Origin of the sequence: Nocardiopsis ganjiahuensis DSM 45031, assembly GCF_000341085.1 — a bacterium.
Lineage (GTDB): Bacteria > Actinomycetota > Actinomycetes > Streptosporangiales > Streptosporangiaceae > Nocardiopsis > Nocardiopsis ganjiahuensis.
In genome coordinates this window covers 65,305-89,360 of sequence record NZ_ANBA01000015.1, presented here as the reverse complement: position 1 = coordinate 89,360, position 24,056 = coordinate 65,305, and the positions used below count along the sequence as shown (strand labels likewise).

Below are 24,056 nucleotides of genomic sequence, written 5' to 3'. Positions count from 1 at the left end.
CTTGCTCCGGCCCCGGGCCGCCCTGACCATGGCGGTATGAGCGACAGCGCCGAGCAGGACATCATGACGACCATCCGCGGTCTGATGGACGAGGAGCACGCGCTCCGCTCCGCCCCCGGAGGGTTGGAACCACAGGAGCGCGGCCGCATGAAGGAGGTCGAGGAGGCCCTCGACCAGTGCTGGGACCTGCTCCGCCAGCGCCGGGCCCGCCGTGAGTTCGGTCAGGACCCGGACGAGGCGGAGGTCCGCCCGGTCGCCGAGGTCGAGAACTACCGGCAGTAGGGCCTCGCAGGCGAAAACTTCCGGCCCTTCCCGAGCGTCAACACACATGAGCGGTGACGGACCGTGTTCCCGGTCCGGTACCGCCCCCTGTCCTGTACGCGCGAAGGAGCCCCCATGCTCGCCTCCCTCACGGGCCTCGGTCTGGCCTCGGCCGCCGGGCTCAACGCCTACATCCCTCTCCTCGTGGTCGGGTTACTGGCCCGCTACACCGACTTCATCCCGTTGTCGCCGACCTGGACATGGCTCGAGCACCCCGCCACCCTCGTCACCATCGGCGTGCTGCTCGTCGTGGAGCTCGTGGCTGACAAGGTGCCCGCGGTCGACAGCATCAACGACGTCGTCCAGACCGTCATCCGTCCCACTTCGGGCGGGATCACCTTCGGTGCCGGGGCCTCCACGATCGCCCTCAGCGAGATCACCGGTGAGGCCTCCGGAGCCGCGGTCACCTCGAACGGGATCGCCTGGGGAGCGGTGATCGCAGGCGTGGTCATCGCCTTCTTCTTCCATGTGGCCAAGGCGCTGGCCCGGCCGGTGATCAACACCCTCACCCTGGGCGTCGGCGCACCCGTGGCCTCCGTCCTGGAGGACCTGGCCAGCGTCGTCACCGCGCTGCTGGCCGTCCTGCTGCCCCTGCTCATCATCATCGTGTTCCCGCTGTTGATCGTGTTCGGGGTGTGGGCGGTGCGCAAGGCACGGAGGACGCGGGCGGAGCGGCGTGCCCGGCGCGAGGCCGAGACGAACGGCAGGGTCCTCGGGCAGCAGTTCCGGCAGGGGCGCGACTCCGGTACCCGGCGGGACCCCGGCCCGGGCGGTACGTGGAACGGCCCGACCCCCTAGCGGGCCGGCCCCGGACCCGCGCCGGACACCGGCGGCCGGACAGCGTCTGGCCAGCGCAAACCATGACAGGGTGGCAGAAAACGCATATCGGAAACGGTGCGGCTGGTCGTAAAGTTCTCACAATGGCTGAGATGACTTCTGCGAAACCGAACACCCACCACATCGTCTGGGACTGGAACGGCACCCTCCTCGACGACAACCACGCCAACCTCGCCGCGGTCAACGCGGTGTGCGCCCAGTTCGGCCGTGAGCCGGTCGAGATGGACTACTGGCGCTCCGTCTTCCGCCGCCCTCTCATCCCCTGTTACGAGGAGCTCCTCGGACGGAGCTTCGCCGAGGGCGAGTGGGAGCGCGCCGAGAAGATCTACGACAGCAGCTACCTGGAGTACCTGCACACCTGTGAGCTGGCCTCGGGCGTCCCCGACGTCCTCCACCAGTGGGCCGGCTCGGGCGGCACCCAGTCCCTGCTGTCCATGGCCTCGCACGAGCACCTGGTGCCCCTCATCGCCGAGCGCGGCCTCGACCCGCACTTCACACGTGTGGACGGGCGCAAGTTCGAGACCGAACACGACTCCAAGGCCGAACACCTGGTCCACCACCTGGAGCACCAGGACCTGGACCCGTCCCGGGTCGTGCTCATCGGCGACATCGACGACGACGCCCGTGCGGCCCGTGAGGCCGGAGCCCGGCCCATCCTGGTCGCCAGCGGCCTGATGGCCCGCGAACGGCTGGAGGCCACCGGCGCCCTGGTCGTGGACACACCGCAGGACGCGGTCGCGGCCCTGCGCGAGTTCGTCTGACGCTCCGTCACCGTCAACGTGGCCCGCCCACCCTTCGAGCACTCCTCGGGGGTGGGCGTTCCACGTCCCCGCGACCCCGCGATGACCTGCGTACTCGGAGGTTCGCGGCGTGCGCCGTTAGGCCGGACCGGCCCGTGCTCCCGATCGTGCGGTGTTGTTAGATGGGTCTCGCAGCAACACACAGCCACGCGATTGGGAAGGCGGGCCAATGACGGAGAGCAACGTGCCCCGTGTGCTCTGGGAGCCCGACGAGGAACGGATCGAGTCCTCCAACATCGTCGCGTTCGCCCGATGGGCCGCACGGGAGCGGGGAGTCGAGGCCTTCGGCGGAAGCGGGTCCACCGCCGCCGCGGACTTCGACTACGACGCCCTGTGGCGCTGGTCGGTCACCGACGTCGACGGTTTCTGGGCGTCGGTCTGGGAGTTCTACGGGGTCCGGTCCAGGACCCCCTACGAACAGGTCCTGGCCGACCGGAGCATGCCCGGCGCCCAGTGGTTCCCCGGTGCCTCCCTCAACTACGCCGAGCACGTCTTCGAGGGCCGCGACGCCGACGAGGTGGCCATCCGCCACGCCACCGAACTCCGCGCGCTCGACTCCTGGACCTGGGGCGACCTGCGCGAGCGCACCGCGGCGATCGCCGCCGGACTGCGCGAGCTCGGGGTGGGCGAGGGCGACCGGGTCGCCGCGTACCTGCCCAACCTGCCCGAGACCGCGGCCGCGTTCTACGCCGTCGCCTCCCTCGGCGCGATCTGGTCCTCCTGTTCGCCCGACTTCGGTGTGCGCAGCGTGATCGACCGCTTCGCGCAGATCGAACCCAAGGTCCTCCTCGCCGTCGACGGCTACCGCTACGGCGGCAAGGACTTCGACCGCCGTCCGGTGGTGGAGGAGCTGCGCGCCGCGCTGCCGAGCGCCGAGCACACGGTCCTGCTCGACTACCTCACCCCCGGCGCGACCCTCGAGGGCACCCTGCCCTGGAGCGAGCTGACCGGGCGCGGCGCGGGCGCCGAACTCACCTTCACCCCCGTCCCCTTCGACCACCCCCTGTGGGTGCTCTACTCCTCGGGCACCACGGGCCTGCCCAAGGCGATCGTCCAGGGCCACGGAGGCATCCTCCTCGAACAGCTCAAGAACCTGAACCTGCACCTGGACGCGCAGGAGCACGACCGGGTCTTCTGGTTCACCACGACCGGCTGGATGATGTGGAACTTCCTGGTCAGCGTGCTGCTGACCAGGGCCTCCATCGTGCTGTACGACGGCAGCCCCGCCCACCCGTCACCCTCCACCACCCTCAACGGTCGGCCTCCGGCCGCGGCTCCTCCCTCTTCGTCACCCTCCACCACCCTCAACGGTCGGCCTCCGGCCGCGGCCTCTTCCCCGGACCTGGGTGCCCTCTGGGACCTGGCCGCCGAGGCCGGGGTCACGGTCTTCGGCACCAGTGCCGGGTACCTGTCCTCCTGCATGAAGGAGGGCGTTCACCCGCGCCGGGGCCGCGACCTGTCCGCGCTCAAGGCGATCGGCTCCACCGGGTCCCCGCTCAGCCCCGAGGCGTTCTCCTGGGTGTACGAGGAGTTCGGCGACGACCTGTGGCTGTTCTCCACCAGCGGCGGCACCGACATCTGCAGCTGCCTGGTCGGCGGCACCCCCACCCTGCCCGTGTACGAGGGGGAGATCCAGTCGCGCGGCCTGGGCATGGCCGTGGCCTCCTGGGACCCCGACGGCAACGAGCTGATCGGCGAGGTCGGTGAGCTCGTGGTCACCGAACCCGCCCCGTCCATGCCGGTGTTCCTGTGGGGCGACACCGACGGGGAACGGCTCAGGGACAGCTACTTCGCCGTCTACCCCGGCATCTGGCGGCACGGCGACTGGATCGAGATCACCGAGCGCGGCACCGCGATCATCTACGGCCGCTCGGACTCCACCATCAACCGCGGCGGCGTGCGCATGGGCACCAGCGAGATCTACCGTGCCGTCCTGGCCCTGGACGACGTGGTGGACGCCCTGGTCGTGGACGTCCCCCAGGAGGACGGCTCCTCGAGGATCGAACTCTTCACGGTGCTGCGCGAGGGCGCGGACCTGGAGGGCGACCTCCCCAAGGAGATCGCCCGCCGGATCCGCACCGACTGCTCGCCCCGGCACGTGCCCGACCGGGTGCGCGCCATCAGGTCGGTGCCGCGCACCCTGTCCGGCAAGGTGCTGGAGGTTCCGGTCAAGCGCATCCTCATGGGTGAGAGCCCGGAGAAGGTGGCCAGCCGCGACTCCCTGGCCAACCCGGAGGCGCTGGACTACTTCAGCGGTCTCGCCCACCGCTGAGCCTGCTCAGAGGGGGACGAAGGCGGTGGTCTGCCGCCAGATCAACCCGCCGCGCAGTACGAACGTGCCGTGGCTGTCGTGCTCCACGCCGTCCAGCTCGATCCGGGAGCGGTAGGTGATCACGTCCTCCGTGACGCGGAGCCCCAGGGGTTCGAGCACCCTGGGGCTCCGGGCGAGGTAGTCGGCGAGGAGGACGCGCACCTCCGCCCGTCCGTGCGCCACCCGGTCGAAGCGGACCAGCACCGCGTCCTCGGTGTAGTTGGCGATCAGCGCGTCCAGGTCGCGCGAGCCGAGAGCGGCCACCTGCCGCCGGAAGAGCTCCGCGGCCTCCGCCGCGCCTTCCGCGATGTCAGGGTTCACGTCCATGCTTCCTCTCCTCAGGCCCGGTACCGGTGGATGAGTGACACGGCCAGGGCGCCTTCGCCGACCCCCGAGGCCACCCGTTTGACCGACGACGACCGCACGTCCCCGGCAGCGAACACCCCGGGCAGGCTGGTCTCCAACAGCATGGGGCGGCGCGGCGCGTCCCACCCGGGCGGGCCGTCCTCCCCGCCCGGCAGATCGGGGCCGGTCAGGACGAACCCCGCCTCGTCGCGCTCGACCACCCCCTCCAGCCACTCCGTGCGCGGCCGGGCGCCGATGAAGGTGAACACGAAACCGGTCGGTACTGTCTCGGTCGCCCCCGTCACCGAGTCCAGCAGGGTGATCCGCTCCAGGGACTCCGCGCCCTCGAAGCCGACCGCTCCGGTGTTGAGCCGCACCTCGATGTTGTCCGTGCGGCGGATCTCCTCCACCAGGTACTGCGACATGCCCTTCTCCAGGCTGGAGCCGCGCACCAGCACCACCACGCGCCGGGCGTGGTGCGCGAAGTGCATCGCCGCCTGCCCGGCCGAGTTGGCCCCGCCGATCACGTACACGTCCCGGTCCACGCAGGCGGAGGTCTCGGTCATCGCCGCACCGTAGAACAGGCCCGCTCCCTCGAACCGCTCCGCGCCGGCCACGTCCACCCGGTTGTAGGACACCCCGGTGGCCAGGACGGCTGTCTCCGCGCTGATCTCGCGGCCGTCCTCCAGGGTGACGATGTGCGCGGGGCCGGCCCGGCGCAGTCCGACCGCCCGCATGGGTGCCAGGATCTCCGTCCCGAACCGGCGTGCCTGGGTGACCGCGCGCCGCGCCAGGTCCGCCCCGGACAGGCCGTTGGGGAAACCCAGGTAGTTCTCGATCCGGCTCGACGTCCCCGCCTGCCCGCCGGGGACGTCGGCGTCCAGCAACAGCGTGGACAGGCCCTCGGAGGCGCTGTAGACGGCGCCGCCCAGCCCGGCGGGGCCGCCGCCGATGATCACCGAGTCGTAGTGCGGGCGGCTGGCGGTGCCCGCGATCCCCGCCCGCCGGGCGAGTTCCGCGTTGGTCGGCGCTGACAGGGCGTCGCCCTCGGGGAAGAGGACGAGGGGGAGCGCGGCCCCGGGCCGGCGGGCGAGCTCGGCCGCCTCGGCGTCGCGCTCCACGTCGAGGAAGCGGAACGGCTGTTGGTGGCGGGTGAGGAAGTCGCGGACGCGGTGCGCGGCGGAGGACACGGCCGGACCGACCACCCGGATGCCGTCGTAGGGCGGGTCGTACGCGGCCCACCAGTCGGTGAGCAGGTCGTCCAGCACCGGGTAGAGGCGTTCCGCCGGGGGGTCCCAGGGCTTCATCAGGTAGTGGTCGAGCCGGACCTGGTTGATGGCGGTGATCGCCGCCTCGGTGTCGGCATAGGCCGTCAGCAGGACCTTGCGGGCGTTGGGGAAGCGGGGCACGGCCTCCAACAGGAACTCGACCCCGGACATGGCGGGCATGCGCTGGTCCACGAGGAGCAGGGCGGGCTCCTCTTCACGTGCCTCCAGGGCCTCCAGCAGGTCCAGCGCCTCCCGGCCGGAGGAGGCGGACAGCACCCGGTACCGGTCCGCGTACTTTCGGCGCAGGTCACGCCGGATGGCCCGGAGGACCTGGGGGTCGTCGTCGACGGTGAGAAGGACGGGGCGCGTGCGGTTGTCCTCTGCCAAGAGGGCTCCTCGGGGGGTGAGGGGTCGGCCAGGGGGTGATGCCGGTGCTTCGCGGGGCTCCCGTGCAGGGCGCCCCCATTATCGGCGGGCGGGCCCTCCGGGACCAGTCAATAGAACGACTGGGGCGCGGGGTCCCGGGGCCGACGGTTCAGCGCCCCGTGGGCAGGCGGACGGCGAACACGCTGCCCTCGGGGGAGGTCTCCACCGTGAGCGTTCCGTTGTGCCGCCGGGTCACGATCCGGTGGCTCAGGTGGAGTCCGAGACCGGTGCCCCGGCCCACGTCCTTGGTGGTGAAGAACGGGTCGAACAGGCGGGGCAGGGCCTCCTCCGGCACGCCGCCGCCGTTGTCGGCGATCCGCACGATCACGCAGGTGCCCTCGGCCGCCGTGCTGACGCGCAGACGGGGTGCGCGGCCGCCGGTCCGGGCGGCATCGGCCATGGCGTCCACGGCGTTGTCGACCAGATTGGTCCACACCTGGTTGAGCTCGGTGGGGTAGCCGCGCACGCGAGGCAGGTCCGGAGCGTAGTCACGCTCGACCGACACCCCGGACAGGCGTCCGCGCATGATCCCCAGCGTGGACTCCAGCCCCCTTTCCAGGTCCACCTCCTGTTCCGGGGCGCGGTCCAGGTTGGTGTAGTCGCGGACGGTGGCGATGATCCCCGAGACCCGCGCACCGGCCTCGCCCGCCTCCGCCACCATCCCGGCGGCGCCGAGAGAGGACTCGAGGTAGGACAGGGCGGCGGTCCGGACGTCGGCGGACATCCCGGAGGTCAGACGCGCAGGCCACCCGGGGTCCAGGCCGCGTTCGGCCAGGATCTCCGCCAGCCCCACGGCGTCGGGGAGGCCGTGCTCGGCCAGCCAGTCGGCCAGGTCGTCCTCGGCCTCGGCGACGGCCAGGGGGTCGCGGTGGGCGCGGCTCCGGTCCAGCGACAGGACCTCGGCCCGGGCGGCTGCCAGCCGCTCGGCCTCGGACCCGGTGGCGACGGCCCCCCAGAGCCTGGCGCGGGACTCCAGGTCGGGCAGGGCGGCCCCGAGTTCGGTGGTGGCCCTGCTGACGGCGGCGGCCGGGTTGTTGAGCTCGTGGGCCAGGCCGGCCGCCAGGGTGCCCAGGGCGTCCAGGCGGCTGCGCTGGGCGGCCTGCGTCTCGGAGGCGTGGATGCGCCAGGCCAGCACGGGGACCAGGACCCTGGCCACTTCCGGACAGCGCACGAGCATCTCCATGAAGGCCTCCCGGTCGTACCGCAGGAGGAGGGTGGGCCCGTCGGCGGTCGCGGTCGCGACGTACGCGCCCTCCACGAGGAGCGGCATCTCCCCGGTGAAGCCGTGCGCCGCGGAGGGTTTGCCCCGGTCCGGATCGGCCGGGTCGCGGGGCGCGCTGTGCCGGGTGAGGACCTCCTCGCGGCCGTCGACGACCTTGGAGATCACCAGTCGGCCCGAGACCAGCACACAGAACCAGCGAGCGGGTTCGGCGTCGTGGAAGAGGATCTCACCGTCGGCCAGGGCCAGGGCGGTGCCCGCGTCCAGCAGCCACGCGTACTGCTCCGAGGACAGGCCGGTGAAGAGCTCCACCCCGCGCAGCTGCTCCTCGGTCACACAGGGGGACCGGGGCGCCGGACGCCGGCGGGCGGTGGGACCGGAACGCGCGGGGGGTTCGGGCGGCATGGGCGTCGTCCTGTCCGTCGGAGAGGGAGGAGCCGGGGAAGGACGAAGAGAATAACCGGCGGAGGGGGGCTCCGGACGGGAAACGGGCCACGGATCCGCACCGTGGCCAGGAGTGGCCGTCAGGAGAGCGTCAGGGCGTTGGAGGCCCGTGCGAATGCGGCATAGCCTGACGGATGTGGCACAGAACCAGTCAGACGACACAGGTACGGCTCCCCAGGCCCTGCCCCCAGCCAAGCGCCGTATCGACGGCATCGACGCCGCGCGGGCACTCGCGGTGTTCGGGATGTTCGCCGTCCACCTCGGGGTGGCCTCCTTCGGTCTGCTCCCGGAGGAGCAGGGCTGGGAGCTGCACAGCCTCGTACGCGGCAATTCCTCGGCCCTCTTCGCCTTCCTCGCCGGGGTGTCCCTGGCCCTGATGACCGGACGCACCCAGCCGGCCGGGGGCGACTCCCTGCGCCGGGCCGTCATCCGTATCCTGGCCCGCGCGTTCCTGATCGGGCTGCTCGGCTTCGTCCTGGACGCCTTCGCCGTGCCGGTGGCGATCATCCTCACCTACTACGCCGGCTTCTTCGTGCTGGCGCTGCCGCTGCTGCGGGCGCGCGCCGCCCTGCTGTGGGCGGTCGCCGGAACCCTGGCCGTGGTGGGGCCGGCCGTGTCCTTCCTGCTGCGCCAGGACCTGTTCCCGGCGGGCGTCCGCACCGGCGCGCTCACCTCGTTCACCGAGTTCTTCCTGACGGGCTACTACCCGGCGATCACCTTCATGGCGTTCGTGTTCGCGGGTATGGCGGTGGGCCGGACCGATCTGACCGCCACCGCGGTGCGGGTCCGGATGGCGGTCGGCGGCGCGGTCACGGCCGCCATCGGCTACCTGGGCTCGTGGGTGCTGCTCAACCCGATGGGCGGGCTGGACCGGCTGACCGAGGCGCACAGCACCTACCTCGACGGCCGCCCGCTGAGCTCGGTCGACCCAGAGATCGCCGAGGAACTGCGGTGGGACACGATCGACGCGGCCCACAGCGTCAGCGGCCAGGTGCCCACGGATTCCTGGTGGTGGCTCGCGGTGAACACCCCGCACACCGGCACCACCTTCGAGATCTTCGAGGCGGTGGGCCAGGCGCTCGTCGTGCTGGTGCTGTGCATGCTGCTCGCCGAGCGGCTGCCCCGCCTGACGTACCCTCTGACCTCCGTGGGCCGGATGCCCCTGACCGTCTACTCCGGACACATCCTGGTCCTGGCGGTGGTCGTGGCCCTGAACCCGGAAGGCTCCGTGAGCGGCCCCTACCACCTGGAGCTGTTCATCCTGGGGTCGTTCGTCTTCGCGAGCCTGTGGCGCTGGGGCGTGGGCCGGGGGCCGTTCGAGCTGGCCCTGGGCGCCTTCGCCGACGGGACGGTGAACCTCGTCGAGAGCGCCCGTGCCGACCGCGCCCCCGACCGCGGGGCGGGCTGATCCAACGACGGCCGGACGCCGTGCCTGCTACCGGTCCCCGGACCGCTCTCCGGGCTGGTCCCCGTGCTGGTCGCCAGGGCGCGTGATGTGTGCCGAGGTGCGGTCCTGGAGCGCCAGCGTGTCCGTGGTGGTGCGCGTGTTCTGCCGGATGAGGCGGCGGGCGTCGTCGGCGGCCGAACGCGCCACCGCAGGGCTGGCCACCGGGCGCGCGGACAGCTCGGTGTCCTCGGGCAGTCCGATGTCCATGGGCAGCCCGGCCCGGCTGATCACCCGCAGCTGCGCCGACTCCTGGGACTGCGAGGGCCGGATGTCGCCGTCGGGCGTCTTCCACGCCGACAACCGGTGGACGAACCAGCGGGTGCCCCGGTACTCGGGTCCCCGCTCCCACTCCACCCCGTCGGGCCGGTGGCCCAGGGCGTGCTGGAGGTCGGCCAGGGTCCATCCGGCGGAGAAGAACCGGGCGCTCTCGGCCTTGAGATAGGGGAAGTCCACCCCGCGCAGCGAGGCGTCCTCCCGGCGCAGCATCTCGCAGGCGTCGTGCACCGCGTGCGGTGTGTGCCGGGGCCGGTGCAGCGGGTCGGCGTCGGGCTTGCGCAGCAGGGAGTCGTCGATCGTCACGATCACCTCTCCCTGGCGGTTGTCCCAGATGCTCACGTCCTCGCGCGCCCACCCCTGCGACTCGGCCAGCGCCGTGGCCATTCTGCGCAGGTCGACCTGCTTGTCATCGCTGCTGATCCGAAACTCCGCCATGCCCCCAGGTTACGCCCCACTCCGACACCGGACACGGAAGCGTTCGGGCGGTCCAGGGGAGTGGTCCGGTCTAGACCGCGGCTGGCTCACGTGCGCCGACCCTTCGGTCCGAAACCGTGTTTTTCAGGCTTTCCCGCCGCATGGTTGGATGAAAGGACGACTTCAGATGCGGTCTGGCTTTAGAGTCTCCTCCAACCTTGGCGGGCGCGTACCCGAGGGGGACTGACGGCGGCCCGGCCCGGGGTTATGGTGACTGCCTGACGGCGGGGGACACCACCCCGCGTCAAGCGAGGACACGCCGTTTGCGCTGGCAGCAGCGGACGGCCCCAGTTGAACCGACGAGCTGTAGGTGCCCGTGCCCCACACCGCATTCGCGCCCGAGGCGACGACCAACCACGCGCTCCGGGCCTACCTGCACGGCCTCCCGGGGGTCGACGAGGTCGGCGCCCGGGCCCGTGCCCAGGACCTGTCCACCCGGTCGATCAAGACCACCGCCAAGGCGAAGGCCATCGACCTGGCCATCTCCATGGTGGACCTCACCACGCTCGAGGGCGCGGACACACCCGGCAAGGTCCGGTCCCTGTGCGCCAAGGCCGCCCTGCCCGACCCGGCCGACCGCACCGTGCCGCACGTGGGCGCCGTGTGCGTCTACCCCGACATGGTCGCCACCGCCGTCGAGGCGCTGCGCGGCACCGGGATCGGCGTGGCCTCGGTGGCCACCGCGTTCCCGTCCGGGCGCGCGCCCCTGGAGGTCAAGCTGGCCGACACCCGGCAGGCGGTCGCCGACGGCGCGAGCGAGATCGACATGGTCATCGACCGCGGCGCCTTCCTGTCCGGCGACTACCTGAAGGTGCACGAGGAGATCGTCGCGGTCAAGGAGGCCTGCGGTGAAGCGCACCTGAAGGTCATCCTGGAGACCGGCGAGCTGGTCACCTACGACAACGTGCGCCGCGCCTCCCACCTGGCCATGCGGGCCGGAGGGGACTTCATCAAGACCTCCACCGGCAAGGTCGCCCCGGCCGCGACGCCGCCGGTCACCCTGATCATGCTGGAGGCCGTGCGCGACCACTTCGCCGCCACCGGCCGCCGCATCGGCGTCAAGCCCGCCGGGGGGATCCGCACCACCAAGGACGCCGTCCGCAACCTGGTCCTGGTCAACGAGACCGCCGGCCCCGACTGGCTGACCCCGGACCTGTTCCGCATCGGCGCCTCCAGCCTGCTCAACGACCTGCTCATGCAGCGCACCAGGCTGTCCACCGGCACCTACCCGGGCCCCGACTACTACACGCAGGACTGAGCCGTGATCTTCGAGTACGCGCCCGCACCGGAGTCCCGCTCCGTCGTCAGCCTGCGCGAGACCTACGACCTGTTCATCGACGGCGAGTTCACCCCGGCGCGGAGCGGTGAGTACCTCACCACGCTCAACCCGGCCGACGAGGAGAAGCTCGCCCAGGTGGCCGTCGCCGCGCCGGAGGACGTCGACCGCGCCGTCGCCGCCGCCCGACGCGCGTACGACACCGTGTGGAGCCGCATGAGCGGAGCCGAGCGCGGCAAGTACCTCTTCCGCATCGCCCGGATCATCCAGGAGCGCTCCCGCGAGCTGGCCGTCCTGGAGTCGATGGACAACGGCAAGCCCATCAAGGAGACCCGCGACGTCGACCTCCCGCTGGTCGCCGCGCACTTCTTCTACTACGCCGGTTGGGCCGACAAGCTCTCCCACGCGGGGCTGGGCCCCGACCCCAGGCCGCTCGGCGTGGCCGCCCAGGTCATCCCGTGGAACTTCCCGCTGCTCATGCTCGCGTGGAAGATCGCCCCGGCCCTGGCCACCGGCAACACCGTCGTGCTCAAACCCGCCGAGACCACCCCGCTGACCGCGCTGGTCTTCGCCCAGATCTGCCAGGAGGCCGACCTGCCCCCGGGCGTGGTCAACATCCTCACCGGCGCCGGCGAGACCGGCCGGGCCCTGGTCCAGCACCCGGGCACCGACAAGGTCGCCTTCACCGGCTCCACGGAGGTGGGCCGCCAGATCGCCCGCGCCGTGGCCGGCACCGACAAGCGCGTCACCCTGGAGCTCGGCGGCAAGGGCGCCAACATCGTCTACGACGACGCCGCCCTCGACCAGGCCGTGGAGGGCGTGGTCTCCGGCATCTTCTTCAACCAGGGCCACGTGTGCTGCGCGGGTTCGCGCCTGCTCGTCCAGGAGTCGATCGCCGAGGAGTTCCTGCCCCGTCTCAAGGAGCGCATCTCCAAGCTGCGCCTGGGCGACCCGCTGGACAAGAACACCGACATCGGCGCGATCAACTCCGCCGCCCAGTTGGAGCGGGTCCGTGAGCTCACCGCCACCGCCGACGAGGAGAACGTCGAGCGCTGGTCGCCCGCGTGCGAGCTGCCCGAGCGCGGCTACTGGTTCGCGCCCACCGTGCTCACCGGCGTCAGCCAGGCGCACCGGGTGGCCCGCGAGGAGATCTTCGGCCCCGTGCTGTCGGTCCTGACCTTCCGCACCCCGGAGGAGGCCGTCACCAAGGCCAACAACACCCCCTACGGGCTGTCCGCGGGCGTGTGGACCGAGAAGGGCTCCCGCATGCTGTGGACCGCCGAGCGCCTGCGTGCCGGTGTGATCTGGTCCAACACGTTCAACAAGTTCGACCCGACCAGCCCCTTCGGCGGCTACAAGGAGTCGGGATACGGCCGCGAGGGCGGCCGCCACGGTTTGGAGGCCTACCTTGGCTGAGCGGCGCGAGAACAAGAAGAAGGGCGCGGCCAAGGCCGGCGCCAAGGCCGAGGCGGCCGGGACGGCGGCCGGGGCCGGCGCCGTACCGGCCCGCCTCGCGGTCCGCAAGACCTACAAGCTCTACCTCGGCGGGGCCTTCCCGCGCTCGGAGTCCGGCAGGAGTTACCCCGTGGCCTCAGCGGACGGAACCCACCTGGCCAACGCCTCGCTCGCCTCCCGCAAGGACGCCCGCGACGCGGTCGGCGCCGCCCGCAAGGCCTTCGGCGGCTGGTCCGGGCGCACCGCCTACAACCGCGGCCAGATCCTGTACCGGGTCGCCGAGGTCATGGAGGGGCGCCGCGAGCAGTTCGCCGCCCGGCTCGTCGACGCCCGGGGCCTGTCCCGGGCCGAGGCGGACCGCACGGTGTCCACGGCCGTGGACCGCTGGGTGTACTACGCGGGCTGGACCGACAAGTTCGCCCAGGTCCTGGGCGGGGCCAACCCCGTCTCCGGGCCCTTCTACAACCACTCCGCACCCGAACCCACCGGCGTGGTCGCGGTGTTCGCGCCCCAGGACGCCCCGCTGCTCGGGCTCACCTCGGTGATCGCCCCGGTCATCGCCACCGGCAACACCGCCGTGGTGGTCACCTCCGAGAAGGCGCCGCTGGCCGCGATCGACCTCGCCGAGGTGCTCGCCACCTCCGACCTGCCCGGCGGCGTGGTCAACCTGCTCACCGGCAAGGCGGCCGAGATCGGCCCGCACCTGGCCTCGCACGCCGACGTCAACGCCCTGGACCTGACCGGGGCCGGGACGTCGGCGGTGGAGTTCGAGAAGGCCGCGGCGGACACCCTCACCCGGGTGCTGCGCCCCGGCCCCGAGGCCGAGGGAGGGGAGGACGCCTGGTTCGACGCCGACCCCGGCACCTCCCGGATGACTCCCTTCCTGGAGACCAAGACGGTCTGGCACCCGGTCGGGGTGTAAGACTGACGGCCCGGCCCGCCCCCGCTTCGGGGGGCGGACCGGACCGACAGCCCAATGGAGGAACGGTGTCCGCGAACACTCCAGAACAGGCCGAGACCCAGCTCACCGGGGCCCCGGTGCCCGAACCGCGTCGCGTGCCGGGTCTGCGCCTGGTCCGCCTGGACCGCACCACTCCCGAGGTGGCCCTGCTGCGCGAGGTGGTGCCCCGCCACCGGGTGGCCCCGGAGCAGCGCCGGTTCGTCGCCGAGGCGGTACACACCCTGCCGCGTGCCGACGAGGACCCGGACCGCTACCCCTACGCCGTCGTGCGCAACGACGTCCCGCTGACCGACCGCTCCGCCGCACTCGAGGCCTGCGCGGGGTTCGGCATCATCGACCGGCGCCCGGCCGTGCTGCGCGCGCTCGTCGACGACCCCGACCGCGCGGTGCTGCTGCGCGCCTTCTACGTCACCCCCGAACACCAGGGCCGGGGCATCGGCCGGGCCGCCTGCGCCGCCCCGCTCCTCGACCTGCTGGTGGCGGCGATCGCGCCCCGTGCCGACCGGATCGTGCTGTGCGTCACCGACGGCAACGAAGCCGGGGACCGCACCTACCGGGCCGCCGGGTTCACGCCCACCGGCCGCCGCCACGACGCGGGCGAGCACGGCATGCAGAGCGTCCTCGCGCGGCCGGTGCGGACCGGCTACCACCCCGTCCCCCAGCTGCCGGAGCCACGATGACGCGTTGGAAGGGCTCCCGGAAGAGGGCGGCGGGCCGCTGGGACACCGCCCAGGTGCGCCTGGTCCGGCTGGACGAGGAGTCCGCCGAGACGGCCCTGCTCCGCGAGGCCCTGCTCGGACACGACCTGCCGCCCGAGCAGCTGCGCTTCACCGGCCTGCCCGTCCGGACCCTCCCCGACGCCGACCGCGACCCCGAGCGCTTCCCGTACGCGGTCGTGGCCCTGGAAGGGGCGCTGACCGACCTCGACTCGGCCCGGGCCGCCTGCGCCGGGTTCGGGGTCCTGGACCGGGCCATCCGATCGGAGCTGGTCGACTCGCCGGAGCGCGCCGTACTGCTGCGCGCCTACTACGTCACGCCACAATGGCAGGGCCGGGGGGTCGGCCGGGCCTCGTGCTCCGCACCCCTGCTGGACGGCCTGGCCGAGGAGGTGGCACCGCACGCCGACACCATCGTGCTGTGCGTCAACCAGGCCAACCAGCCGGCGCAGCGCGTCTACAAGGCCTCGGGCTTCGACTTCACCGGGACGGTCGTGCCCGGAAGCGCGGGACCCCAGGAAGTGATGGCGCGCCCCCTGCACCCCGGAAGCCCGTAGACCCGGGGCCGGCACACACCCGGTTCCGGGACACCGGCACCCACCCCGAACCGCGCACGCGGTACCGACGAACGGAGAACTCGCAGTGACTCGCACACCCCAGGCCGCCGCCGAGGAGGCCGCAACCGAGCTGCGTTCGCGCACCGGTGTGGACAGCTATGACGTGGCCCTGGTGATGGGGTCCGGTTGGGCGACCGCCGCCGACCTGCTCGGCGACTCCGAGCACGAACTCCCCTCTTCCGAACTCCCCGGGTTCCTGCCCCCGGCCGTGGACGGCCACAGCGGCACCCTCCGGAGCATCGCCGACGGCGACCGCCACGTCCTCGCCTTCCTGGGCCGCACCCACCTGTACGAGGGCCACGGCACCGACGCGGTCGTGCACAACGTGCGCACCGCCGCCGCGGCGGGCGCGAAGACCATCGTGCTCACCAACGCCGCCGGCGGTATCAACACCGACTACGCCGTGGGCTCGCCGGTGCTCATCGCCGACCACATCAACATGACCGCGAAGTCGCCGCTGAGCGGAGCGACCTTCGTCGACCTCACCGAGACCTACACCCCCGAACTGCGCGCGATCGCCCGCGAGGTCGACCCCGACCTGCCCGAGGGCGTCTACGCGGCCATGCCCGGCCCGCACTTCGAGACCCCCGCCGAGATCCGCATGCTCCGCGCCATGGGCGCCGACCTGGTCGGCATGTCCACCGTCCTGGAGGCCATCGCCGCCCGTGAGGCCGGGATGCGGGTGCTGGGGATGTCCCTGGTCACCAACATCGCCGCCGGTCTGCAGGGCGCCAACCTCGACCACGAGGACGTCCTGGCCACCGGACGCGACTCCGCCGCCACCGTGGGCCGCCTGCTCGCGGACGTCGTCGAACGGCTCTGATTTCGGGCCTCCGCCCGCCCGTCGCTTCCGCGGAGGGGTTCGGGTCGAGGCGGCACGGCATCGTCGTCCACGTCCGCCCGTCGCCCGCCACCACCCTCGACAGACGCCTCGGGCGCAGTTCTCACTCTGGCTCGTTCCTCGCTGACGGCTCGACTCCTCTCGCACTGTGTTGAAGGGGATCGGCCTCCCCGGCGATCGAACGGGAAAGAACACCCCCTGTGGCCCGCCATCCGGAAAGGACCTCCCCATGCTCGACTCCGCCCTCCTCGTCCAGGCCAGGGACTGGCTCGACCAGGACCCGGACCCCGCGACCCGGGGAGAACTGGGTGCGCTGCTGGCCCGGGTCGAGGCCGGTGACGGGGCGGCCCTGGCCGACCTCACCGACCGCTTCGCCGCCCGGCTGGAGTTCGGTACGGCGGGTCTGCGCGGTGCCCTGGGCGCCGGGCCCAACCGGATGAACCGGGTCGTGGTCATGCGCGCCGCGGCGGGGATCGGAGCCTGGCTCGGCGAGGGCGGCAAGCACGTGGTCATCGGCTACGACGCCCGGCACCGGTCCGCCGACTTCGCCCGGGACAGCGCGGCCGTGCTCACCGGGGCCGGGCACAGGGTGTCCCTGCTGCCCGGCCCGCTGCCCACCCCCGTCCTGGCGTACACCCTGCGAGAGCTCGGCGCGGACGCCGGGATCGTGGTCACCGCCAGCCACAACCCGCCCCAGGACAACGGCTACAAGGTGTACGTGGGCGGCTCCGGCGACGACGCGGGCAGTCAGATCGTCTCCCCGGTGGACACCGAGATCTCCGCCGCCATCGACGAGGTGGGGCCGGTCGGCGCGCTCCCGCTGGGCGAGGACTGGGCGGTGCTGGGGCCCGAGGCGGTCAGCGGGTACCTGGACGCGGTGACCGCGATGGTGCCCGAGGGCCCCCGTGACCTGTCGGTGGTCTACACACCCCTGCACGGGGTGGGCGGCCGGGTGCTGCTGGCCGCGGTGGAGAAGGCCGGTTTCGCGTCGCCCGAGGTCGTGGCGGAGCAGTTCGAGCCCGACCCCGACTTCCCCACGGTCGCCTTCCCGAACCCGGAGGAGCCGGGGGCGATGGACCTGGCCCTGGCGGCGGGGGAGGCGCACGGGGCCGACCTGGTGGTGGCCAACGACCCCGACGCCGACCGGTTGGCGCTCGCCGTTCCCGGGCACGGCCTGCTCACCGGGAACGAGGTCGGCGGCCTGCTCGCCGCGTACGTGCTCGACCACACGAGCGGTGACGAGCGGGTGGTGGCCACCTCGATCGTCTCCTCCAGCCTGCTCGGCAAGATCGCCCGGGACCGGGGCGTGCACTACGAGGAGACCCTGACCGGGTTCAAGTGGCTGGCCCGCGCGGGCGCCCCCGGGCAGCGCAGGGTGTTCTCCTACGAGGAGGCGCTGGGGTACTGCGTGGGCGGTGACCGGGACCGACCGGTGGCCGACAAGGACGGGATCAGTGCCGCGCTGACGGCGCTGTCCCTGGCCGCGGAGGCCAAGGCGCGGGGCCGCACCCTGGTCGACCTCCTCGACGACCAGGCGCGCAGGTACGGTCTGCACCTGAGCGACCAGCTGTCGGTCCGAGTGGAGGACCTGTCGGAGATCTCCGCGGCGATGCGGCGGTTGCGCGCCGAACCGCCCGCCGCGTTCGGCCCCCTGAAGGTGTCGGGGGTCGTCGACTTCGCCGGCGGCCATGAGGGGCTGCCGCCGACCGACGCTCTGCGCTTCGAGCTGGGGGGCGGGGTGTGGGGGCGGGTGACGCTGCGCCCTTCGGGGACCGAACCCAAGCTCAAGGCCTACGCCGAGGTGGTGTTGGGGGTGGACGACGACGTCGCGGCCATCCGCGCGCGCGGATCGGAACTGCTGTCCGAACTGATGGCCTCGGTCGCCGAGGTGGTCAGGGGCTGAGCCGGGGGAGGGGCGAGGTCACTCGCTCCCCTCGGAGGGCTCCACGACCGGTCGGTGTACGACCTCGTCGATGACGGTGAGCGTCTGGGTGGACGTCACGCCGGGGAGCGACTGGAGACGGCTCAGAATCAGGTCACGCAGCTGGTTGGTGTTGGCGACGCGGACCAGCAGGACGATGTCCGCCGACCCCACCACGTACCAGCAGTACTCGATCTCGGGGTAGGACGAGAGGATCTCCCGGTTGGCCCGCCAGTCGGGCTGGCTGCCGGAGATGAGGACGAGCGCGGTGACGCCGAGCCCCATCTTGGAGTGGTCGGTCACCACGGAGTAGCCGCGGATGACCCCCTCGTCAGTGAGCCGCTTGATCCGGTTGTAGGCCGTGGCCCGGGAGACGTTGGCCAGTGCGGCGATCTCCGTGATGCCGGTCCGAGCGTCCTTGGCGAGCGCGCTCAGAATGGTCTGGTCGGTCGTGTCCGGCCGCCGGCCGCTCCTGCGCTGGTCGCCCATGGCCATGTGCGTGCTCCTCGTGTGCTCTTGTCGCAGTGCTCAGCTCCTCGCTGTCATCTTTGACAGGGAGCTAAGCAAATACCAGGTAAACGTTGTTTTCGTCCATCGAAATCTCAGTCGGCGAGATGCTGGGCGCACGTTCGGCGGATGCTGGTGGGTCGAGTGGGGGATCGGGGGATTGGTGCGCTCGGACCTCTTGTGCGAACCGCCAGACGGGGGTGTGGCGGAGGAGTTCCGACTGTACTCAGGTTGACGCGCGGGGTGGGCCCAGGGTTTCCCTGACTGGCCGGTAACTACACCCTCCTGTCCGGAATCAGCCAGAAATTCTTGCCCATGGGTCCATTCCGTGCGTATTTGTCGTATCTGTAAGGACATACAACGACTCCTGTGACGGGGCAGGTGAAGGTGCTCCCCGCGCCCCGTGTGTGCACTCTCCGTGTCCGGGCTCCAACCCTCGGGTGGCCTTCGGGAGTGAGGGTGTTGATGGCGTTTCGTGATGTTTGGCGCTGTGTGTCGTTTTCCCTCGCGTGGAGTGTCTGAACCTGGACACATGGGAACGAAACCAGGGTCTTCGTTCGCTGATGTATCGACTGTTCGGACATATCTAGCGCAAATGTACAGTTAGCCGGAGAATCAAGGCATACCGTGACCACCCCCGAGCCCCGGTCGCGCCACCACGCGCGCAGGGCCACGTTGGGAGCCGCTCGACATGCCACCCCAAGAGTCGACGGGTCAGGGCGCCATCACCGTGGAGCACCTGACACCCGAACTGACCCGCGGCCTCTACCGCGACATGCGCACCGCGCGTGATCTGGACACCGAGGCCATCGCCCTCCAGCGCCAGGGCGTCTTCCCCGCCTACGTCTCCGTCCGGGGACAGGAGGCCGCGCAGGTCGGCAGCGCCAGCGCTCTCGACCCCACCCGCGACTTCGTCTTCCCCACCTACCGTGAGATGGCCGCCGCCCTCGCCTACGGCGTCGAGATGGTCGGCTACATGGCCACCCACCGGGCCCTGTGGCACGGCGGCCTCTACGACGTCATGGAGTCCCGCTTCGGCGCCATCAACGCGGTGGTCGGCGGCCCCGTCCCCCACGCCGTGGGCTGGGCGCTCGGCGAACGCCTCCGCGGTGACGACGGCGTCGCCATGGCCTACTTCGGCGACGGCGCCAGCTCCGAGGGCGACGTACACGAGGCCATGAACTTCGCCGGGGTCTTCACGGCACCCGTCATCTTCTTCTGCCAGAACAACCAGTGGGCCCTGTCGGTGCCCAACGAGCGCCAGGTCGCGGGCGGTTCCATCGCCGCGCGCGCCGAGGGCTACGGCATGACCGGCGTCCTCGTCGACGGCAACGACGCCGGAGCCGTCCACACGGTCACCGCCGAGGCGGTCGAACGCGCCCGCAACGGCGGCGGCCCCACCGTCATCGAGGCCCTCACCTACCGCGTCGAGCCCCACTCCACCTCCGACGACCCCGGCCGCTACCGCGACGAGTCCGACGCCGACCGCTGGCGCCGGCGCGACCCCATCGACCTGCTGCGCGCCGCCATGCTCGAGGCCGGGCACGCCGACGAGGAGTTCTTCGCCGACGTCGATGCCGAGGCCGCCAGAAGGGCCGAGGAGATCCGCGACGGGGTCGCCGCCGCCCCCGAGCCCGACGGCTCGGAGCTGTTCACCCACGTCTTCCGGGAGACCACCGACGAGCTGACCCGGCAGCACCGCACCTGGCAGGAAGAGGTCGAGCTGTGACAGAGCTGATCGAACGCGCCGACACCGCGGTCGAGCCCCGCACCGTCGAGCTGTCCATGCAGCAGGCCATCAACCGCGCCCTGCGCGTCCTGCTCTCGGAGGACCCGAACGTCCTCGTCTTCGGTGAGGACGTCGGAGCCCTCGGAGGGGTCTTCCGGGTCACCGACGGCCTCCAGAAGGAGTTCGGCGACCAGCGCGTCTTCGACACCCCGCTGGCCGAGTCCGCCATCATGGGCATGGCGGTCGGCCTGGCCATGAACGGCTGGCGGCCCGTCCCCGAGCTCCAGTTCGACGGCTTCGCCTACCCGGCCGTCGACCAGATCGTCAACCAGGTGGCGCGCATGAACTACCGCACCCGCGGCGCCGCACCCATGCCGATCACCCTGCGCCTGCCCTCCTTCGGCGGCATCCAGGCGCCCGAACACCACGGCGAGAGCCTCGAGGCCCTCTTCGCCCACACCCCCGGGCTGAAGGTCGTCGCCCCCTCGGACCCCGGTGAGGCCTACAGCCTGCTGCTGCAGTCGGTGCGCTCCGACGACCCGGTCGTCTTCATGGAGCCCAAGGCCCGCTACTGGGACCGCCGCCCGGTCCAACTGAGCGAGCCCACCGACCCCATCGGCACCAGCCGCATCGTCCGCCCCGGACGCCACGCCACCCTCGTCGCCTGGGGCGCGATGGTGCACAAGTGCGTCCAGGTCGCCGAACTCGCCGCCGAGGACGGGGTCGACCTGGAGGTCCTGGACCTGCGCTGGCTCAAGCCCATCGACACCGCCGGACTGGCCGCCTCGGTCTCGCGGACCAAGCGCGCCGTGGTCGTCCACGAGGCCCCGCTCACCGCCGGGCTCGGTGCCGAGGTGGCCACCCTCGTCACCGAGAACTGCTTCCGTGAGCTGGCCGCCCCGGTCCAGCGCGTCACCGGATTCGACGTCCCCTACCCGGCTGGACCGCTGGAGCCCCAGTACCTGCCGACGATCGACCGCGTCCTGCTCGCGGTCCAGCGAACCCTGGAGTACTAGCCGACATGGCAGAAGAGAACATCACCTTCACCCTTCCCGACCTGGGCGAAGGACTGGTCGAGGCCACCGTCCTCGAATGGCAGGTCTCGGTCGGTGACACCATCGGCCGCAACGACCCGCTGGTCGAGGTGGAGACCACCAAGTCGGCCGTGGTCATCCCCTCGCCCAAGGCCGGGCGCGTGGTCGAGCTGCACGCCGAGGAGGAGCAGGTCGTCCCGGTCGGCGACCCGCTGGTGACCTTCGCCGTCGAGGTCGAGGAGAGCGCCCCGCAGGCCGGCATCGTCGGTCGCGTCCCGACCGAGGACGCCAAGCCCAAGCGCCGGGTGCGGCTCAAGCCCCCGACGGACTGACGCCCGGCACCCCTGGACCACTACGCCGAAGGTCCCACCTTCAACGGGGACCCGTTCGGATGTCGACACAAACGGCAGCGCCCCGTACGGGTCCCCGTTTATAGGAACATCTGAATGGGTCCTCGTGTTTTTCCACCAAATCCCACCCCCGGCATAAGAACGGAAGGATTCATGACTGCGAATCTCGCTGGAGACGTGACAATGCGCTATGCGGATTTGCCTTCCCAGAACCCGGCCGACTCCGTACCGGTGCTTCTGCTGCACGGTTTCGGGACCAGCTTCGACATGAATTGGCGCGCCGCCGGATGGCCGCGTGTCCTCGACACCGCCGGACGCCGTGTCATCGGCCCGGACCTGCGCGGCCACGGGGCCAGCGACAAACCCACCGACAGCGGTCTCTACCTGCCCGAACACTTCGTCGCCGACCTCCTGGCGATGCTCGACGAGCTGGGCCTGGAGAGCGTCGACGCCGTCGGCTACTCCATGGGGTCCCGGCTGGCCTGGGAGCTCGCGCTCACCGCGCCCGAGCGGGTGCGCCGCCTGGTCCTGGGCGGGTTCGGCCCGGCCGACGCCCTGGCCGGCCTGGACACGACCGGACCCGGCGAGGGGGACAGCCCCTTCGACCACGTCTACCGCACCGTCGCCGGGCTTCCGGGCAACGACGCCGCGGCCCTCGCCGCCTGTGCCCGGGGGCAGGCCTCCCGCCCCTTCCAGGAGGAACCGCGTCCCGAGGGGATCCCGGTGCTCCTGGTCTCCGGAGCCAGGGACACCGTCGCGGAGGGTGCGCGGGAGCTCGCCGAACGCTGCGGCGGATCGCACGTGGAGATCCCCGGCCGCGACCACGCCAACGCCGTCTCCTCCAGGGTCTTCAAGGAAGCCGTCGTGGCCTTCCTCGACGAATGAGCTCGGCCCGACGAGGCGCCGTGGCCCGAGGGCACCGGCCGCGAATGGGTCAGTCCGGTCTAGACCGGTTGGGTCCGACGTGGGCGTGTGACCTTGGGTGAAGGTCACGACACGCGCCGTCGCACGGGCCGGTTTTTCAGGGGAAGGGGAGGTCAAAAACAGCCAATAGGCCGTTGGTTGCCCCGATCCGGTGTGCTGTTGGTAACTTCCAGGTAAGGCACCGTGTCACTCTGCTCTCGCCTTCATAACAACTCCGTCCGTTGGTTAGGTGTACTTTCGGCCAGCGGATATTGTCCGGCAGCAGAACTCAGGTCGGTTCCGCTCGGAATGCGGGCCGCTGAGAGGGCGAAGGGGAGAGTTTCAAGTGAAGCGCAGCAACGCAGCCAAGTTCGCCGCGGTCGCCGCGGCGGGCGTGCTGGCACTGACCGCGTGTGACAACGCGGCCGAAGACGGCGGAGCCGACGGAGGCAGCGACGAGGAGGCCTCTTCCGAGGTCCGCGTCGGTCTCGCCTACGACGTCGGTGGCCGCGGCGACCGCTCCTTCAACGACTCCGCCTTCCGGGGCCTGGAGCGCGCGGCCGAGGAACTCGGCGTCGAGACGGCCGACTTCGAGCCGGCCGACGGTGAGGCCGACTCCGACAAGCAGGACCGCCTCGCCAACATGGCCGAGGAGGGCTTCGACGTCGTCATCGGCGTCGGCTTCGCCTACCAGGAGCCCATGGAGGCCGTGGCCGGGGACTACCCCGACACCAACTTCGCGATCGTCGACTCCGAGGTCGACGAGGAGGAGTTCCCGAACGTCACCAGCCTGGTCTTCGCCGAGGAGCAGGCCTCCTTCCTGGCCGGTGCGGCCGCGGCGCTGACCACCGAGGAGGACCACGTCGGCTTCGTCGGCGGGGTCGAGACCCCGCTGATCCACAAGTTCGAGGCCGGCTTCGCCGCGGGCGTCGAGCACGTGAACGAGGACATCGAGGTCGAGGTCAACTACCTGAGCCAGCCGCCGGACTTCAGCGGCTTCAGCGACCCGGCCCAGGGCCGTGAGGCCGCCCAGGCCCAGTACGACCGCGGCGCCGACGTGATCTACCACGCCGCCGGCGCCTCGGGCAACGGTGTCCTCCAGGCCGCCGTCGACAACGACTTCACCTTCATCGGCGTCGACAGCGACCAGTACGAGAACGCCGAGGACGAGCAGAAGCCGTACGTGCTGACCTCCGCCATCAAGCAGGTCGACGTCTCCGTCTTCGAGATGATCAAGGCCGTCGTCGACGGTGAGCCGCAGACCGGCATCCAGCGCTTCGACCTCGCCGACGGCGGTGTGGACTACACACAGTCGAACGAGGAGGCCATCGCGCCGATCCAGGAAGAGCTCGACGCCATCAAGCAGGAGATCATCGACGGCGAGATCGAGGTCCCGACCCAGCCGTAAGCGCTGGTCGAGGCATGATGTTGTCCCACCGCGGGCAGAGCCCGCGGTGACAGTGCCCCAGGACGGCACCGGTGCAGGGGAGCAGTCCCCTCCCGGTGCCGTCCCGGTTGCCGTTTTCCGCGACGAGGGCGTCCGGACACGACCACACCGGTCCCGTGCGCCACGTTGCT

At 71.5% G+C, this 24,056-nt stretch carries 22 protein-coding genes; 17 read left to right on the top strand and 5 right to left on the bottom strand.

The window, feature by feature from the left end; genetic code table 11:
• Positions 1–36: 36 nt before the first annotated feature.
• From D458_RS0121900 to D458_RS0121885, 4 genes are all read left to right on the top strand, one after another.
• On the top strand, positions 37–282 hold the full coding sequence (locus D458_RS0121900; RefSeq protein WP_017588885.1) for a DUF2630 family protein: 246 nt from the start codon (positions 37–39) through the stop codon (positions 280–282).
• Positions 283–396: 114 nt separating this feature from the next.
• Positions 397–1,119: a DUF4126 domain-containing protein gene (locus D458_RS0121895; protein WP_017588884.1), complete on the top strand. Its 723-nt coding sequence runs from the start codon at positions 397–399 to the stop codon at positions 1,117–1,119.
• A gap of 122 nt (positions 1,120–1,241) precedes the next feature.
• On the top strand, positions 1,242–1,919 hold the full coding sequence (locus D458_RS0121890) for an HAD family hydrolase (protein ID WP_017588883.1): 678 nt from the start codon (positions 1,242–1,244) through the stop codon (positions 1,917–1,919).
• A gap of 208 nt (positions 1,920–2,127) precedes the next feature.
• Positions 2,128–4,230: an acetoacetate--CoA ligase gene (locus tag D458_RS0121885; RefSeq protein ID WP_017588882.1), complete on the top strand. Its 2,103-nt coding sequence runs from the start codon at positions 2,128–2,130 to the stop codon at positions 4,228–4,230.
• A 6-nt stretch (positions 4,231–4,236) separates the two neighbouring features.
• On the opposite strand, the gene D458_RS33970 is transcribed toward D458_RS0121885, so the two are convergent.
• The 3 genes from D458_RS33970 to D458_RS0121870 form a co-directional block, all read right to left on the bottom strand.
• Positions 4,237–4,596 carry a YybH family protein gene (locus D458_RS33970; protein ID WP_017588881.1) on the bottom strand — a complete coding sequence of 120 codons (360 nt, stop codon included), beginning with the start codon at positions 4,594–4,596 and terminating at the stop codon, positions 4,237–4,239.
• 11 nt (positions 4,597–4,607) lie between these two features.
• Complete coding sequence (locus tag D458_RS0121875; protein WP_017588880.1) at positions 4,608–6,269, bottom strand: FAD-dependent oxidoreductase; 1,662 nt, start codon at positions 6,267–6,269, stop codon at positions 4,608–4,610.
• Between the two features lie 148 nt (positions 6,270–6,417).
• The gene (locus D458_RS0121870; RefSeq protein WP_017588879.1) at positions 6,418–7,932 is read right to left on the bottom strand and encodes an ATP-binding protein; all 1,515 of its coding nucleotides are present in this window, start codon (positions 7,930–7,932) and stop codon (positions 6,418–6,420) included.
• 175 nt (positions 7,933–8,107) lie between these two features.
• On the opposite strand from D458_RS0121870, the gene D458_RS0121865 reads away from it, so the two are divergent.
• Entirely contained in the window at positions 8,108–9,379 is a 1,272-nt protein-coding gene (locus tag D458_RS0121865) for a heparan-alpha-glucosaminide N-acetyltransferase domain-containing protein (RefSeq protein ID WP_017588878.1), read from the top strand.
• A gap of 27 nt (positions 9,380–9,406) precedes the next feature.
• Here the strand turns inward: D458_RS0121865 and D458_RS0121860 are convergent, their stop codons facing one another.
• On the bottom strand, positions 9,407–10,129 hold the full coding sequence (locus tag D458_RS0121860; RefSeq protein WP_017588877.1) for a hypothetical protein: 723 nt from the start codon (positions 10,127–10,129) through the stop codon (positions 9,407–9,409).
• A gap of 349 nt (positions 10,130–10,478) precedes the next feature.
• Here D458_RS0121860 and deoC point away from each other — a divergent pair, with 349 nt between their 5' ends.
• From deoC to D458_RS0121825, 7 genes are all read left to right on the top strand, one after another.
• The gene (gene deoC, locus D458_RS0121855; RefSeq protein ID WP_017588876.1) at positions 10,479–11,426 is read left to right on the top strand and encodes a deoxyribose-phosphate aldolase; all 948 of its coding nucleotides are present in this window, start codon (positions 10,479–10,481) and stop codon (positions 11,424–11,426) included.
• A gap of 3 nt (positions 11,427–11,429) precedes the next feature.
• Positions 11,430–12,860, top strand: a complete 1,431-nt coding sequence (locus tag D458_RS0121850; protein ID WP_017588875.1) for an aldehyde dehydrogenase family protein — start codon at positions 11,430–11,432, stop codon at positions 12,858–12,860.
• Positions 12,853–13,821, top strand: a complete 969-nt coding sequence (locus D458_RS0121845) for an aldehyde dehydrogenase family protein (RefSeq protein ID WP_017588874.1) — start codon at positions 12,853–12,855, stop codon at positions 13,819–13,821. Before D458_RS0121850 ends, D458_RS0121845 begins: the two co-directional genes overlap by 8 nt.
• A 65-nt stretch (positions 13,822–13,886) precedes the next feature.
• The gene (locus D458_RS0121840; protein ID WP_017588873.1) at positions 13,887–14,540 is read left to right on the top strand and encodes a GNAT family N-acetyltransferase; all 654 of its coding nucleotides are present in this window, start codon (positions 13,887–13,889) and stop codon (positions 14,538–14,540) included.
• Positions 14,537–15,133 carry a GNAT family N-acetyltransferase gene (locus tag D458_RS0121835; protein ID WP_017588872.1) on the top strand — a complete coding sequence of 199 codons (597 nt, stop codon included), beginning with the start codon at positions 14,537–14,539 and terminating at the stop codon, positions 15,131–15,133. Before D458_RS0121840 ends, D458_RS0121835 begins: the two co-directional genes overlap by 4 nt.
• Positions 15,134–15,218: 85 nt before the next feature.
• A complete protein-coding gene (locus D458_RS0121830) occupies positions 15,219–16,016 on the top strand; it encodes a purine-nucleoside phosphorylase (protein WP_017588871.1) in 798 nt (265 codons plus the stop codon).
• 247 nt (positions 16,017–16,263) lie between these two features.
• Positions 16,264–17,937, top strand: coding sequence for a phospho-sugar mutase (locus D458_RS0121825; RefSeq protein ID WP_017588870.1), 1,674 nt, complete (start codon positions 16,264–16,266; stop codon positions 17,935–17,937).
• An 18-nt stretch (positions 17,938–17,955) separates the two neighbouring features.
• Here D458_RS0121825 and D458_RS0121820 read toward each other — a convergent pair whose 3' ends face one another.
• Positions 17,956–18,450, bottom strand: a complete 495-nt coding sequence (locus D458_RS0121820; RefSeq protein ID WP_017588869.1) for an Lrp/AsnC family transcriptional regulator — start codon at positions 18,448–18,450, stop codon at positions 17,956–17,958.
• A 703-nt stretch (positions 18,451–19,153) separates the two neighbouring features.
• Here D458_RS0121820 and D458_RS0121815 point away from each other — a divergent pair.
• The 5 genes from D458_RS0121815 (at position 19,154) to D458_RS0121795 (ending at position 23,886) form a co-directional block, all read left to right on the top strand.
• Positions 19,154–20,191 (top strand): thiamine pyrophosphate-dependent dehydrogenase E1 component subunit alpha, encoded by a 1,038-nt coding sequence (locus tag D458_RS0121815; protein WP_026119562.1) that lies wholly within the window; start codon positions 19,154–19,156, stop codon positions 20,189–20,191.
• The gene (locus tag D458_RS0121810) at positions 20,188–21,207 is read left to right on the top strand and encodes an alpha-ketoacid dehydrogenase subunit beta (protein WP_017588867.1); all 1,020 of its coding nucleotides are present in this window, start codon (positions 20,188–20,190) and stop codon (positions 21,205–21,207) included. The genes D458_RS0121815 and D458_RS0121810 overlap by 4 nt, the downstream gene beginning before the upstream one ends.
• A 5-nt stretch (positions 21,208–21,212) precedes the next feature.
• Positions 21,213–21,557 carry a biotin/lipoyl-containing protein gene (locus D458_RS0121805; RefSeq protein WP_017588866.1) on the top strand — a complete coding sequence of 115 codons (345 nt, stop codon included), beginning with the start codon at positions 21,213–21,215 and terminating at the stop codon, positions 21,555–21,557.
• Between the two features lie 201 nt (positions 21,558–21,758).
• Positions 21,759–22,460, top strand: coding sequence for an alpha/beta fold hydrolase (locus D458_RS0121800; RefSeq protein ID WP_394296594.1), 702 nt, complete (start codon positions 21,759–21,761; stop codon positions 22,458–22,460).
• A gap of 364 nt (positions 22,461–22,824) precedes the next feature.
• Positions 22,825–23,886: a BMP family lipoprotein gene (locus tag D458_RS0121795; protein ID WP_017588864.1), complete on the top strand. Its 1,062-nt coding sequence runs from the start codon at positions 22,825–22,827 to the stop codon at positions 23,884–23,886.
• Positions 23,887–24,056 lie beyond the last annotated feature (170 nt).